The 13,442-nt window shown below is 46.5% G+C and carries 17 protein-coding genes; all 17 read left to right on the top strand.

The annotated features are described in order from the left end of the window. The first annotated feature begins 51 nt into the window (after positions 1-51). The 17 genes from rpoC (at position 52) to rplN (ending at position 13,442) form a co-directional block, all read left to right on the top strand. Positions 52-4,365: a DNA-directed RNA polymerase subunit beta' gene (gene rpoC, locus LWL52_RS19655; RefSeq protein ID WP_242923662.1), complete on the top strand. Its 4,314-nt coding sequence runs from the start codon at positions 52-54 to the stop codon at positions 4,363-4,365. A gap of 8 nt (positions 4,366-4,373) precedes the next feature. Continuing rightward, on the top strand, positions 4,374-4,691 hold the full coding sequence (locus LWL52_RS19650; RefSeq protein ID WP_242923661.1) for a DUF3467 domain-containing protein: 318 nt from the start codon (positions 4,374-4,376) through the stop codon (positions 4,689-4,691). A 104-nt stretch (positions 4,692-4,795) separates the two neighbouring features. Beyond that, a complete protein-coding gene (rpsL, locus tag LWL52_RS19645; RefSeq protein WP_242923660.1) occupies positions 4,796-5,209 on the top strand; it encodes a 30S ribosomal protein S12 in 414 nt (137 codons plus the stop codon). Between the two features lie 15 nt (positions 5,210-5,224). After that, positions 5,225-5,692: a 30S ribosomal protein S7 gene (rpsG, locus tag LWL52_RS19640; protein WP_242923659.1), complete on the top strand. Its 468-nt coding sequence runs from the start codon at positions 5,225-5,227 to the stop codon at positions 5,690-5,692. Between the two features lie 2 nt (positions 5,693-5,694). Then, positions 5,695-7,797: an elongation factor G gene (gene fusA / locus LWL52_RS19635; RefSeq protein WP_242923658.1), complete on the top strand. Its 2,103-nt coding sequence runs from the start codon at positions 5,695-5,697 to the stop codon at positions 7,795-7,797. A 9-nt stretch (positions 7,798-7,806) separates the two neighbouring features. Then, positions 7,807-8,112, top strand: coding sequence for a 30S ribosomal protein S10 (rpsJ, locus tag LWL52_RS19630; protein WP_007654312.1), 306 nt, complete (start codon positions 7,807-7,809; stop codon positions 8,110-8,112). Between the two features lie 186 nt (positions 8,113-8,298). After that, entirely contained in the window at positions 8,299-8,916 is a 618-nt protein-coding gene (gene rplC / locus LWL52_RS19625) for a 50S ribosomal protein L3 (RefSeq protein WP_242923657.1), read from the top strand. A 1-nt stretch (position 8,917) separates the two neighbouring features. After that, entirely contained in the window at positions 8,918-9,547 is a 630-nt protein-coding gene (gene rplD, locus LWL52_RS19620; RefSeq protein WP_242923656.1) for a 50S ribosomal protein L4, read from the top strand. After that, complete coding sequence (gene rplW, locus LWL52_RS19615; RefSeq protein ID WP_242923655.1) at positions 9,547-9,834, top strand: 50S ribosomal protein L23; 288 nt, start codon at positions 9,547-9,549, stop codon at positions 9,832-9,834. The genes rplD and rplW overlap by 1 nt, the downstream gene beginning before the upstream one ends. Positions 9,835-9,843: 9 nt before the next feature. Then, positions 9,844-10,671, top strand: coding sequence for a 50S ribosomal protein L2 (gene rplB, locus LWL52_RS19610; RefSeq protein WP_242923654.1), 828 nt, complete (start codon positions 9,844-9,846; stop codon positions 10,669-10,671). Beyond that, the gene (gene rpsS / locus LWL52_RS19605; RefSeq protein ID WP_242923653.1) at positions 10,672-10,950 is read left to right on the top strand and encodes a 30S ribosomal protein S19; all 279 of its coding nucleotides are present in this window, start codon (positions 10,672-10,674) and stop codon (positions 10,948-10,950) included. Position 10,951: 1 nt separating this feature from the next. Next, positions 10,952-11,344 carry a 50S ribosomal protein L22 gene (gene rplV, locus LWL52_RS19600; protein WP_242923652.1) on the top strand — a complete coding sequence of 131 codons (393 nt, stop codon included), beginning with the start codon at positions 10,952-10,954 and terminating at the stop codon, positions 11,342-11,344. Between the two features lie 4 nt (positions 11,345-11,348). Then, on the top strand, positions 11,349-12,146 hold the full coding sequence (gene rpsC / locus LWL52_RS19595) for a 30S ribosomal protein S3 (RefSeq protein WP_242923651.1): 798 nt from the start codon (positions 11,349-11,351) through the stop codon (positions 12,144-12,146). 30 nt (positions 12,147-12,176) lie between these two features. Continuing rightward, the gene (gene rplP, locus LWL52_RS19590; protein WP_242923650.1) at positions 12,177-12,599 is read left to right on the top strand and encodes a 50S ribosomal protein L16; all 423 of its coding nucleotides are present in this window, start codon (positions 12,177-12,179) and stop codon (positions 12,597-12,599) included. Between the two features lie 2 nt (positions 12,600-12,601). Then, complete coding sequence (gene rpmC / locus LWL52_RS19585) at positions 12,602-12,802, top strand: 50S ribosomal protein L29 (RefSeq protein WP_242923649.1); 201 nt, start codon at positions 12,602-12,604, stop codon at positions 12,800-12,802. 12 nt (positions 12,803-12,814) lie between these two features. Next, entirely contained in the window at positions 12,815-13,072 is a 258-nt protein-coding gene (rpsQ, locus tag LWL52_RS19580; protein ID WP_242923648.1) for a 30S ribosomal protein S17, read from the top strand. 1 nt (position 13,073) lies between these two features. Further along, on the top strand, positions 13,074-13,442 hold the full coding sequence (rplN, locus tag LWL52_RS19575; protein WP_242923647.1) for a 50S ribosomal protein L14: 369 nt from the start codon (positions 13,074-13,076) through the stop codon (positions 13,440-13,442).

Here is a 13,442-nt window from a genome sequence, read left to right as displayed (position 1 = left end):
GGCTGGTTTTGCTGTAGAGCATATTCATTGTATCGACATTATTATAATAATATGGCATTTGCAAAAAATAAAAAATTAACTCAGGACTTTTCCAAAGTAACGATAAGCTTAGCTTCCCCAGAGTCGATTCTGGAGCGTTCCAACGGAGAGGTAACAAAGCCTGAGACAATCAACTATAGAACCTATAAGCCTGAAATGGGCGGATTATTCTGCGAAAGAATATTCGGCCCGGTAAAGGACTGGGAATGCCACTGCGGAAAGTATAAGAGAATCAGATACAAGGGCATTATCTGCGACCGTTGCGGTGTAGAGGTGACCGAGAAAAAAGTGCGTCGCGAGCGCATGGGCCATATCGAACTAGTAGTTCCGGTGGCGCATATCTGGTACTTCAAATCACTTCCGAACAAAATAGGGTATCTGCTGGGCTTGCCAACCAAGAAGCTCGACCAGATTATCTACTACGAACGATATGCCGTTATCCAGCCTGGTATTCTGGCAGAAGACGGGGTGAACACCCTGGACTTCCTGACAGAGGATGAGTACCTGGATATGATCGACAAATTACCGCGCGAAAACCAGGCACTGGACAATAACGACCCGAACAAGTTCATCGCAAAGATGGGCGCCGAGGCGTTGCAGATGCTGTTGGAGCGCATCAACCTGGACGATCTGTCTTACGAGCTTCGTCATGCCGCTGCGCACGAAACATCGCAGCAGCGTAAAGCGGAAGCATTGAAGCGTCTTCGTGTCGTTGAGGCTTTCCGTGATGCTGCTACGCGTATCGAAAACAGACCAGAGTGGATGGTAATCCGCATGGTGCCTGTTATTCCGCCGGAGCTTCGTCCGCTTGTTCCATTGGATGGTGGCCGTTTTGCTACTTCAGACTTGAACGACCTGTACCGCCGCGTGATCATCCGTAACAACCGTCTCAAGCGCCTGATCGAGATCAAAGCGCCGGAAGTTATACTTCGTAACGAGAAGCGTATGCTGCAGGAAGCGGTAGACTCGCTGTTCGACAACTCACGTAAAGTGAACGCTGTTCGTGCAGAAGGTAACCGTGCACTGAAGTCTCTTTCTGATATGCTGAAAGGTAAGCAGGGACGTTTCCGTCAGAACTTACTTGGTAAGCGTGTTGACTACTCCGGCCGTTCGGTAATTGTGGTTGGTCCTGAACTGAAGCTTCATGAGTGTGGTCTGCCTAAGAACATGGCAGCTGAGCTCTTCAAGCCGTTCATCATCCGCAAGCTGATCGAAAGAGGTATAGTTAAGACTGTAAAGTCTGCTAAGAAAATAGTAGATCGTAAGGATCCGGTAGTATGGGATATCCTAGAGAATGTGCTGAAAGGCCACCCGGTACTCCTTAACCGTGCTCCTACGCTCCACAGATTAGGTATCCAGGCTTTCCAGCCAAAACTGATCGAAGGTAAGGCGATCCAGCTGCACCCACTGGTGTGTACGGCATTCAACGCCGACTTTGACGGTGACCAGATGGCGGTGCACGTTCCACTCGGACCTGCTGCTGTACTGGAAGCCTCTATGCTGATGCTGGCTTCGCACAACATCCTGAACCCTGCTAACGGCGCGCCAATTGCGGTACCGTCGCAGGACATGGTACTTGGTTTATACTATGTATCAAAAGGAAAGCGTAGCACCGAAACACAAAAGATCGCTGGCGAAGGTATGAGCTTTTACTCTGCCGAAGAAGTGATCATTGCTATAAACGAAGGCCGCCTGTCTAAGCATGCTTACATTAAAGTAAGAGCTACCGTGAAGAACGAGCAGGGCGAACTGGAGGAGAAGCTGATCGAGACCGTAGCCGGCCGCGTGATCTTCAACCAGTTTGTACCGAAAGAGGTTGGTTATATCGATGAGCTGTTGACGAAGAAGAAACTACAGCAGATCATCTCCCGCGTATTCAAGGAAACAGGTATGGCCCGTACGGCCCACTTCCTGGATGATATCAAAACACTTGGTTTCCAGTCAGCCTACAAAGGTGGTCTGTCCATGGGTCTGGGTGATATCTCTATTCCGGCTGAAAAAGATATCCTGGTAGAGCAGGCGAAGAAAGACGTGGACGGTGTGTGGCAGAACTACTCGATGGGTCTGATCACAGATAACGAACGTTACAACCAGGTAATCGACATCTGGACACGTATCAACAACCAGATCACTGAAACGTTGATGCGTCGCCTGGAGAATGATGACCAAGGCTTCAACGCCATCTTTATGATGATGCACTCGGGCGCCCGTGGTTCCAGAGAGCAGATCCGTCAGTTGGGTGGTATGCGAGGTCTGATGGCCAAGCCGCAGAAGTCCCTGCAAGGTTCCGTAGGAGAGATCATCGAGAACCCAATCCTTTCTAACTTTAAGGAAGGTCTGGACGTGATCGAGTACTTTATCTCGACACATGGTGCCCGTAAAGGTCTTGCCGATACAGCCCTTAAAACAGCGGATGCGGGTTACCTGACCCGTCGTCTGGTAGACGTGTCGCAGGACGTGATCGTGAACGAAGAAGATTGCGGTACGCTGCGTGGCCTGGAAGTAAGCGCCCTGAAAGACAACGAGGATATCGTGGAGTCTCTCTCTGAGCGTATCCTGGGTCGTGTAACAGTGCATGATGTCTATGATCCGATCACAAATGAGCTGATCGTGGAGTCTGGTGCAGAAGTAACAGAAGAAGTAGCGCGTGCGATAGAGAACACCGCCATCGAAACGGTAGAAATCCGTTCCGTGCTGACGTGTGAGTCGAAGCGTGGTATCTGTGCCAAGTGCTATGGCCGTAACCTGGCAACAGGCTTTATGGTGCAGAAAGGTGAGGCTGTTGGTGTAATTGCTGCACAGTCCATTGGTGAGCCAGGTACACAGCTGACACTGCGTACGTTCCACGTAGGTGGTACTGCTTCTAACATTGCGGTAGATGCAACCATCTTTGCCAAGTTCAACGGCCAGATCGAGTTCGAAGATGTTCGTACGATCGAAACGGTGAACAATGAAGGGGAGCCGGTGAAAGTAGTAATGGGTCGTTCAGGAGAACTGAAAATAATTGATCCTGCTTCCGGCAAACTGCTCATCAGCAACCACGTGCCTTACGGCTCTTTCCTGACAGTGAACGAAGGACAAGCAGTAGAAAAAGGCCAGCCACTGTGTAGCTGGGATCCTTACAACGCGGTTATTCTGTCGGAGTTTGATGGCGAGATCACCTATGAGTCTATCATCGAAGGCATCACCTATCGTGAGGAATCAGATGAGCAGACAGGCTATCGTGAGAAAGTAATTATTGATACAAAGGATAAAACGCAGAACCCTGCTATAATCGTGAATCCGAAGAGTGGCGAGCCAAAAGGCTACAACATTCCGGTAGGAGCGCACTTAACTGTAGAAAACGGCGAGAAGATCAAAGCTGGTCAGATCCTGGTAAAGATCCCGCGTGCGATCGGTAAGACCCGCGACATTACGGGTGGTTTGCCACGTGTGACGGAACTCTTCGAAGCGCGTAACCCGTCTAACCCGGCCGTTGTGTCTGAGATCGACGGTGTGGTAACCTATGGTAGCGTGAAGCGTGGTAACCGGGAGATCTTCATTGAGTCGAAAGACGGCGTGAAGAAGAAGTACATGGTGCCGCTTTCCAAGCACATCCTGGTACAGGACAATGACTTTATCCGTGCCGGTATGCCGTTATCAGATGGAGCCATCACGCCAACCGATATCCTGAACATTCAGGGTCCGGGTGCTGTGCAGGAATACCTGGTAAATGAGATACAGGAAGTATACCGTTTGCAGGGTGTGAAGATCAACGACAAGCACATTGAAGTGGTTGTTCGCCAGATGATGCAGAAAGTAGTGGTTGTGGATCCGGGCGACACCAGCTTCCTGGAGCACCAGGTGGTAGACAAAATTACCTTCATGGAAGAAAATGATCGCATCATTGACATGAAAGTAGTGGAGGATGCCGGTGAATCAGCGAACCTGAAGCCGGGCCAGATCGTGACCGCCCGCAGACTGCGGGATGAGAACTCGAGCCTCAAGCGCCGTGACATGCGCCTGGTGACTGTGCGTGATGCACAGCCATCGGTATCTCGTCCAACGTTGCAGGGTATCACACAGGCGTCCCTGGGTACGCAAAGCTTTATCTCTGCTGCCTCGTTCCAGGAAACCACCAAGGTACTGAGCGAAGCGGCTATCAAAGGTAAGGCAGATGAACTGCTGGGCTTGAAAGAGAACGTGATTGTAGGACACCTGATCCCTGCCGGTACTGGTCTGAGAGAATACCAGAGCCTGATTGTAGGAAGCCAGGAAGAGTATGATTCGTTGGTTGAGTCAAAAAAGGCCACGACCAAAAGACAACAGGAATTGCAAAATAAATAAACCGGGCAATGGCAGAAGAATTGCAGAAGCAGAATCAAATAAACATTGAGCTGAGCGAGGAAATAGCAGAAGGCGAGTATGCCAACCTGGCCATGATCGCGCACTCCAGCAGCGAATTTGTAATTGATTTTATTCGGTTGATGCCAGGGCTGCCCAAAGCAAAAGTCAAGTCAAGAATTGTTATCACGCCAGAGCATGCCAAACGATTGTTGGCGGCTCTGGCCGATAACATTACAAAATTCGAGGCTAGTTTTGGCGAAATAAAGCACGCACAGGAAGCCCCTTCTTTCCCCATGAACTTTGGCGGAACAGTAGGCGAAGCCTAAGGTGCTAATAATTAATGAATTAAAATTTTGAAATTGCAAGGGCAATTTTATACCTTTGCATTCCAAAATTTAAAGTGGAAAAATCTTTAATTAACAGATTGTAAATGCCTACTATACAGCAATTAGTAAGAAAGGGTAGAGAGAAACTGACTTCAAAGTCAAAATCTCCTGCGCTAGATTCATGCCCACAGCGCCGTGGTGTATGTACGAGGGTATATACTACTACGCCTAAGAAGCCAAACTCTGCCATGCGTAAAGTTGCCAGAGTTAGACTTACAAATGGTAAAGAAGTAAACGCCTATATCCCTGGTGAAGGTCACAACCTTCAGGAGCACTCGATTGTGCTGATCAGAGGTGGTAGAGTGAAAGATTTACCAGGTGTACGTTACCATATCGTACGTGGTGCCCTTGATACCGCAGGTGTTAGCGGACGTCTTCAGTCACGTTCCAAGTATGGCGCGAAGCGACCGAAACCAGGCCAGCCAGCAGCAGCTGCAGGTAAAGGAAAAAAGAAATAATTAAGAGTTAATACAATGAGAAAAGCAAAGCCTAAAAGTAGAATACTCCTTCCTGATCCAAAATACAAAGAGACATTGGTAACACGTTTCGTTAACTACATGATGGAAGACGGAAAGAAAAGTGTTGCTTATGGTATCTTCTATGATGCTGTAGAATTAGTAGAGTCAAGAACAAAAGAAAACGGACTGGAAACCTGGAAGAAGGCATTGAATAACATCATGCCAAGCGTAGAGGTGAAAAGCCGTAGAGTAGGAGGAGCTACATTCCAAGTGCCGACTGAGGTTCGTCCGGACCGCAGAGTATCTCTGGGTATTAAGTGGATGATTTCTTATGCGCGTAAGCGTGGTGAGAAAACAATGAAAGATAGATTGGCAGGCGAAATTATCGCGGCTGCAAAAGGTGAAGGGGCTGCCGTTAAGAAAAAAGACGACACCCACAGAATGGCAGAAGCAAACAAAGCCTTCTCACACTTTAGATTCTAGTAATGGCAAGAGATTTAAGATTTACAAGAAATATAGGTATAGCGGCTCACATCGATGCGGGTAAAACCACAACGACAGAGCGTATCCTTTACTACACGGGCAAATCCCACAAGCTGGGCGAAGTTCATGATGGTGCAGCTACTACCGACTGGATGGAGCAAGAGCAGGAGAGAGGTATCACCATTACTTCTGCTGCCGTTACAGTAGACTGGAAATACAGAAATCAGGATTACCATATCAACATCATTGATACCCCAGGTCACGTTGACTTTACCGTAGAGGTAAACCGTTCCCTGCGTGTATTAGATGGCCTGGTGTTCTTGTTTAGTGCAGTTGATGGCGTTGAGCCACAGTCTGAGACTAACTGGAGACTAGCTGACAACTACAAAGTTGCCCGTATTGGTTTCGTTAATAAAATGGACCGTTCTGGCGCAGACTTCTTAGCGGTTTGTAAGCAAGTACGAGAGATGCTGGGTAGCAATGCCGTTGCCTTGCAGCTTCCGATTGGCGCAGAAGATAACTTTGAAGGTGTGGTTGACTTAGTAAACTTCAGAGGTATCAAATGGAATGAGCACGATAAAGGCATGACCTTTACCGAAGTTCCAATTCCAGATGATATGTTGGAGGAAGCAGAAGAGTACAGAGAGAAACTTCTGGAAGCTGTGGCAGATTATGACGAAAGATTGATGGAGAAATACTTCGACGATCCTAATTCTATCACAGAAGATGAGATATTAGCTGCTCTTCGTGCTGCAACCATTGACATGGCCATTGTACCGATGGTGTGTGGTTCTTCTTTCAAGAACAAGGGAGTTCAAACTATGTTGGACTATGTGATGGCGCTTATCCCTTCACCAATGGATAAGGAAAGCATCAAAGGTACCAACCCTGATACAGGCGAAGAAATAAGCCGTAAGCCGGACGTAAAAGATCCGTTTGCAGGTCTGGCGTTCAAAATTGCAACAGACCCTTACGTAGGACGTTTGTGCTTCGTACGCGCTTACTCAGGCATTCTGGAGTCCGGTTCGTATGTATACAACACGCGTTCGAACAACAAAGAGCGTATCTCCCGTATCTTCCAGATGCACGCCAACAAGCAGAACCAGATCGAAAGACTGGAAGCTGGCGACATTGGCGCGGTAGTAGGTTTCAAAGACATCAAAACAGGTGACACCCTTTGTGATCAAAACGCGAAAATTGTTTTGGAATCAATGGAGTTCCCTGAGCCAGTAATTGGCTATGCTATTGAGCCGAAGACGCAGGCAGACTCTGATAAAATGGGTATGGCAATTGCTAAACTCATCGAAGAAGATCCAACCCTGCAGGTGAACACAGATGAAGAAACCGGCCAGACGATCCTAAGAGGTATGGGCGAGCTTCACCTGGAGATCATCATCGACCGTATGAAGCGTGAATTCAAGGTTGAATTGAACCAGGGTGCACCACAGGTAGCTTACAAAGAAACGATTACTAAGACAGTTGAACACCGCGAAGTGTTCAAGAAGCAGTCAGGTGGTCGTGGTAAGTTTGCCGACATCGTGTTCAATATGGGACCACGTGAAGATGGCAAGCAAGGGCTGGAGTTCGTGAATGCGATTGTAGGTGGTATTATTCCAAAGGAATTTATCCCGGCTGTTCAGAAAGGTTTCGAAGAAGCCATGAAGAATGGTATCCTGGCAGGCTTCCCGCTCGACTCCATGAAAGTACGCCTGTTCCATGGCTCTTTCCACGACGTTGACTCTGATTCGCTTTCCTTCGAACTTGCTGCACGTCAGGGCTTCAAAGAAGCTGGTAAGCAGTGCGCACCAAAGCTTCTGGAGCCAATCATGTCTGTAGACGTTGTTACGCCGGATGAGTATACCGGACCGGTAACAGGTGACCTGAACAGAAGAAGAGGTATCATGAAAGGTATGGACACCAAAGGAACAGCAACCGTAGTAAAGGCCGATGTGCCACTTTCGGAACTGTTCGGTTACGTAACCGATCTTCGTACCATTACTTCTGGTAGAGCTACTGCTTCGTTAACCTTCTCTCATTATGAGCAGGTGCCTCAAAACCTGGCAGATGCGATCATTGCAAAAATTAAAGGAACTGCAGCTAAATAGTAGTATAAAATGAATCAGAAAATCAGAATAAAATTAAAGTCTTACGACCATAACCTGGTAGACAAGTCTTCTGAGAAGATTGTAAAAGCTGTAAAAGCTACCGGTGCCATCGTAAGTGGACCAATTCCGCTTCCAACTGAGAAAGATAAGTTTACTGTGTTGCGTTCGCCACACGTAAACAAAAAATCGCGTGAGCAGTTCCAGCTTTGCACTTACAAGAGATTGGTAGATATTTACTCTACCAGCTCTAAAACAGTAGACGCCCTGATGAAGCTTGAGCTTCCGAGCGGTGTGGATGTAGAGATCAAAGTTTGATAAGCATCCCGTTTAAGTATAAAAGGAGGACCCGAAACGGTTCTCCTTTTTTATTTAGTACTGCATTGATAATAAATATTTTAGAGAAAGGTTGCAATAAAAATTTAAATTTGATTAACTTTGCACTCCCTTAGCAAAACTGAGGAGAGATAAATTATTGTATCCATCTATTAATTAGAAAGTTGAATGCCTGGAATTATCGGTAAAAAAATCGGAATGACAAGCCTCTTCACAGCAGATGGTAAATACACACCCGTTACGCTTATCCAAGCCGGCCCATGTGTAGTTACTCAGGTGAAGACAGTCGAAACTGATGGCTATGCAGCTGTGCAGATTGGCTATGGCGAGAAAAAGCTTAAGAGAACGACTAAAGCGGAAGCGGGTCACTTTCAGAAAGCAAACACTTCTCCAAAGAAGAAAGTAGCGGAGTTTGATGTTGAAGGAGCTTCTTTCAACCTGGGCGACACAGTAGACGCTACTCTTTTTGAAGAGGGTGAGTTTATTGATGTTGTTGGTACATCAAAAGGTAAAGGTTTTCAGGGTGTAGTAAAGCGTCACAACTTTGCTGGTGTTGGTGGTCAGACCCACGGTCAGCATAACCGCGCAAGACACCCTGGTTCAATTGGTGCCTGCTCCTGGCCTTCCCGCGTGTTCAAAGGTATGCGCATGGCCGGCAGAATGGGTGGCAACAGAGTGAAGGTACAAAACCTGACTGTTCTACGCGTTGTGGCAGACAAAAACCTATTAGTTGTTAGTGGCTCTGTACCAGGTGCCAAGAATTCTTACGTGTTAATTGAGAAATAAAATGGAGCTTTCTGTATTCAATATCAAAGGTGAAGATACAGGTAGAAAGGTGACGCTTTCAGATGCGATCTTTGGTGTAGAGCCGAACGAGCATGCCATGTATCTTGACGTGAAGCAGTATCTGGCTAATCAGAGACAAGGTACGCACAAGTCAAAAGAAAGAAACGAAGTAGCCGGATCTACTAAAAAGATTAAAAAGCAGAAAGGTACAGGCGGCGCCCGTGCTGGCAGCTTAAAATCTCCTGTATTTGTTGGCGGTGGTCGTGTATTTGGTCCTAAGCCAAGAAACTACAGCTTCAAGCTGAACAAAAAACTGAAAGCAGTAGCCCGTTTATCTGCTCTTTCTTTGTTAGCGCGTGATAACAAAGTGGCTCTGCTGGAGTCGTTCTCTTTGGAAACGCCTAAGACAAAAGAGTTCAAAGGCATCCTGAACAACTTGCAGTCAACAGGCAAGACCCTGATGGTATTACCTGCAGTAGATAAGAACATCGTGCTTTCAGGAAGAAACCTTCCGAAGTTAAAAATCACGACTGCTTCTGATGTCAATACTTATGACCTGCTGAACACGCAGAAGCTTCTGCTGGTTGAGGAGTCAGTTAATGTTTTAGAAAACCTCTTAAGCGCTAAATAATGAACGTACTTAGAAAACCACTGGTAACAGAAAAGTATGCTGCCATGAACGAGGTTGGAAAGTATACTTTCGAGGTGGACAGAAAAGCCAACAAAGTAGAAATCAAGAAGGCAGTAGAAAAGTTGTATGGTGTTACAGTTCAGAAAGTAGCTACCATGCGCACAAACGGCAAAGTGAAGACCAAGTATACCAAGTCGGGTGCTGTGTCTGGCCGGACCACTCCAATTAAAAAAGCAATCGTAACCCTGAAAGAGGGCGATGTAATAGACTTTTATAGCGGCATATAATTAATTAAAATGGCTTTAAAAAAGTTAAGACCAATAACACCAGGTCAAAGATTTAGAGTAGCCCCTGCTTTTGATGAAATCACAGCAACTACTCCTGAGAAATCTTTGTTGGCACCCCTATCAAAATCTGGTGGACGTAACAATTCAGGAAAAATGACCATGCGCTATATCGGCGGTGGGCATAAGCAAAAGTACAGAATTGTTGACTTCAAGCGGAACAAGTATGGCGTTCCTGCTACGGTGAAGACAATTGAGTACGATCCGAACAGAACGGCACGTATTGCCCTTGTATTTTATGCCGATGGCGAAAAGAGCTACATCATTGCTCCGTCTGGCTTACAAGTAGGCACTGTGATCGTTTCTGGCCCTGGTATAGCACCAGAGGTAGGTAACTGCTTGCCTTTGTCTGACATTCCTCTAGGTACTATTGTTCACAACATTGAACTGCAGCCAGGAAACGGAGCCGTGCTTGCACGCAGCGCCGGATCTTATGCACAGCTTGTAGCCCGCGAAGGCCGCTATGCTACCATCAAGTTGCCTTCTGGCGAACTGCGCATGGTGCTGGTGAACTGCTATGCTACAGTAGGAACTGTTTCGAACGGAGACCACATGAACGTGAAGCTTGGAAAAGCAGGACGTAGCAGATGGTTAGGTAAGCGTCCAAGAGTACGTGGTGTTGCCATGAACCCTGTCGATCACCCTATGGGTGGTGGTGAAGGTAAGTCTTCTGGTGGTCACCCACGTTCACGCAAAGGCTTATTGTCGAAAGGTCTGAAGACCCGAAACAAGAACAAATATTCTGAACAGCTGATAGTTAATAGAGGAAAGAAAAAATAAATGGCTAGATCATTAAAAAAGGGCCCTTATATTGACTATAGGCTCGAGAAGAAAGTAGGTGCGATGAACGAGTCTAACAAAAAGACTGTTATCAAAACCTGGTCCCGCAGATCCATGATTTCTCCGGATTTTGTAGGACATACATTTGCAGTACACAACGGCAATAAATTTATTCCGGTGTATGTAACGGAGAACATGGTAGGTCATAAGTTAGGCGAATTTGCCCCTACCAGAAACTTCAGAGGTCATATTGCTAAAAAAGATAAAGGCAAGCGTTAAGATGGAAGCAGTAGCAAAACTAAAAAACGTGCCTACCTCTCCTCGTAAGATGAGATTGGTAGCGGGTTTGATACGTGGTAAGAGCGTATCAAGAGCCCTCGGCTTACTTAAGTTTGAGGCTAACTCCGGTGCTGAAAGATTAGAGAAGCTTCTTTTATCAGCTTTGGCAAACTGGCAGCAGGCGAATGAAGAAGGACGCATTGAAGATGCAAACCTTTATATCAAAGAGATCTTTGTAGACGAAGGTAAAATGCTGAAGCGTCTTCGTCCTGCGCCACAAGGCCGTGGATACCGCATCAGAAAGAGATCCAATCATGTTACGCTCGTAATCGATAGCATGACAGAAGATCAGCTTGAGCAGCAATCAAAGAAATCTAAAAAAGCCAATAAGTAAGAACATGGGACAGAAAGTTAATCCAATCGGGTTTAGACTCGGAATTGTAAAGGGTTGGGATTCTAACTGGTATGGCGGCAAAGATTTCGCTGAAAAGCTGATTGAAGACGAGAAAATCAGAAAATATATCCTGGCGCGTATCCCTAAGGGCGGCATTTCTAAAATCATTATTGAAAGAACGCTTAAGCGCATTACCATTACTATAAACACGGCCCGACCAGGTGTGGTTATCGGTAAAGGCGGAGCGGAAGTTGACAAGATCAAAGAAGAGCTTAAGAAGTTGACGAACAAAGATGTTCAGATCAACATCTTCGAGATCAAGCGTCCTGAGTTAGATGCAAAGCTGGTAGGTGAGTCTATTGCTCAGCAGTTGGCCGCGCGTATCTCTTTCCGTCGTGCCATGAAGCAGGCTATTGCTTCTGCCCTGCGTGTAGGTGCTGAAGGTATCAAAGTGCAGGTTTCAGGCCGCCTTGGTGGTGCTGAAATGGCAAGAACCGAGCACTACAAAGAAGGTAGAACACCGCTTCATACACTTCGTGCCGATATCGATTATGCTTTATCTGAAGCACAGACGGTATATGGCAAGTTAGGCATCAAAGTATGGATCTTTAAAGGCGAAGTATACGGCAAAAAAGATCTTACGCCTAACGCAGGTTTAGAGAGCAAAGGACCTGGTGCAACAGGTGGTGGTGGTAATGACAGACGTGGCGGAAACGACCGACGCAGTGGTGGCAACCGAAATAAGAAATCGGATGGCGCAGGTGGTGGTGGTCCGAAGCGTAATGCCAAGCCACGTCAATAATTGTTTGATAACATTATTAGATTTTAGAAAATGTTACAGCCGAAAAGGACAAAATATAGAAAAATGCAAAAAGGCCGCGTGAAAGGTCTGGCTCATAGAGGCAGCACCATTTCATTTGGTTCATTTGCAATAAAATCGCTTGAAGCTTCATGGATTACAAGCCGCCAGATTGAGGCCGCCCGTATTGCCATGACAAGAGCCATGAAACGTGAGGGTCAGGTTTGGATCCGTATCTTCCCTGACAAGCCTATTACCAAGAAGCCTGCTGAAGTGCGTATGGGTAAGGGTAAGGGTTCTCCGGAGTATTGGGTAGCCGTGGTGAAGCCAGGTACCATCATGTTCGAATCTGATGGCGTTACACTGGATGTGGCAAGAGAGTCGCTGCGCCTGGCCGCTCAGAAGCTTCCTATTAAAACAAAGTTTGTAGTACGTAGAGATTACGTTGAGAAATAATCATGAAAAATTCAGAAATTAAAGCTTTGTCTTCAGAAGAACTGGCAGAGAAGCTGAACACTGAGCGCACCAGCATGCAGAACCTGCGGTTTGCACATGCGATATCTCCCCTGGAGAACCCAATGAAAATCCGTGAGTCCAAGCGCCTGATTGCCCGTCTGAATACAGAAGTGCGTCGCCGTGAAATTGAAGCTAACTCTTAATACTTATTGATCATGGAAGAGAGAAATCTAAGAAAAGAAAGAAGTGGTAAGGTTGTTAGCAACAAGATGAACAAATCTATCACGGTGCTTGTGGAGAGCAAAATGAAACACCCGATGTATGGTAAGTTCGTGAGCAAATCCACAAAGTTTATGGCACACGACGAGAAGAATGAGTGCAACATAGGCGACTATGTACGTATTCAGGAAACTCGTCCGCTGAGCAAAAGTAAGAACTGGCGTTTAGTTGAAATTATAGAGAGGGCTAAATAAGATGATACAGCAGGAATCAAGACTAACTGTAGCAGATAACAGCGGCGCAAAGGAAGTACTTTGTATCCGTGTGTTAGGAGGTACGGGAAAGAAATACGCATCCATTGGTGACCGTATTGTAGTGACTGTAAAGTCAGCCCTTTCTTCCGGAAACGTTAAAAAAGGAACAGTTTCGAAGGCTGTTGTTGTTAGAACCAAAAAAGAAATCAGACGCAAAGACGGATCTTACATCCGTTTTGATGATAATGCGGCTGTGCTTCTGAACGCTAACAATGAGCCCCGCGGAACGCGCATTTTTGGTCCAGTTGCCCGTGAGCTTCGTGAGAAGCAATTCATGAAAATTGTATCGTTAGCGCCTGAAGTTCTATAA

This window comes from Pontibacter liquoris (assembly GCF_022758235.1).
Taxonomy (GTDB): domain Bacteria; phylum Bacteroidota; class Bacteroidia; order Cytophagales; family Hymenobacteraceae; genus Pontibacter; species Pontibacter liquoris.
Note: the sequence above shows the minus strand (reverse complement) of the source record. Positions and strands in the feature narration are given on the sequence as shown.

Excerpts from the sequence above, each read along its gene's own strand:
- rplV (WP_242923652.1), top strand. The coding sequence starts at position 10,952 with ATGGAAGCAGTAGCAAAACTAAAAAACGTGCCTACCTCTCCTCGTAAG.
- rpsS (WP_242923653.1), top strand. The coding sequence starts at position 10,672 with ATGGCTAGATCATTAAAAAAGGGCCCTTATATTGACTATAGGCTCGAG.
- rplN (WP_242923647.1), top strand. The coding sequence starts at position 13,074 with ATGATACAGCAGGAATCAAGACTAACTGTAGCAGATAACAGCGGCGCA.
- rpsG (WP_242923659.1), top strand. The coding sequence starts at position 5,225 with ATGAGAAAAGCAAAGCCTAAAAGTAGAATACTCCTTCCTGATCCAAAA.
- rpsC (WP_242923651.1), top strand. The coding sequence starts at position 11,349 with ATGGGACAGAAAGTTAATCCAATCGGGTTTAGACTCGGAATTGTAAAG.
- rplC (WP_242923657.1), top strand. The coding sequence starts at position 8,299 with ATGCCTGGAATTATCGGTAAAAAAATCGGAATGACAAGCCTCTTCACA.
- rpsJ (WP_007654312.1), top strand. The coding sequence starts at position 7,807 with ATGAATCAGAAAATCAGAATAAAATTAAAGTCTTACGACCATAACCTG.
- rplD (WP_242923656.1), top strand. The coding sequence starts at position 8,918 with ATGGAGCTTTCTGTATTCAATATCAAAGGTGAAGATACAGGTAGAAAG.
- rpoC (WP_242923662.1), top strand. The coding sequence starts at position 52 with ATGGCATTTGCAAAAAATAAAAAATTAACTCAGGACTTTTCCAAAGTA.
- rplB (WP_242923654.1), top strand. The coding sequence starts at position 9,844 with ATGGCTTTAAAAAAGTTAAGACCAATAACACCAGGTCAAAGATTTAGA.
- rplW (WP_242923655.1), top strand. The coding sequence starts at position 9,547 with ATGAACGTACTTAGAAAACCACTGGTAACAGAAAAGTATGCTGCCATG.
- rpmC (WP_242923649.1), top strand. The coding sequence starts at position 12,602 with ATGAAAAATTCAGAAATTAAAGCTTTGTCTTCAGAAGAACTGGCAGAG.
- fusA (WP_242923658.1), top strand. The coding sequence starts at position 5,695 with ATGGCAAGAGATTTAAGATTTACAAGAAATATAGGTATAGCGGCTCAC.
- LWL52_RS19650 (WP_242923661.1), top strand. The coding sequence starts at position 4,374 with ATGGCAGAAGAATTGCAGAAGCAGAATCAAATAAACATTGAGCTGAGC.
- rpsQ (WP_242923648.1), top strand. The coding sequence starts at position 12,815 with ATGGAAGAGAGAAATCTAAGAAAAGAAAGAAGTGGTAAGGTTGTTAGC.
- rplP (WP_242923650.1), top strand. The coding sequence starts at position 12,177 with ATGTTACAGCCGAAAAGGACAAAATATAGAAAAATGCAAAAAGGCCGC.
- rpsL (WP_242923660.1), top strand. The coding sequence starts at position 4,796 with ATGCCTACTATACAGCAATTAGTAAGAAAGGGTAGAGAGAAACTGACT.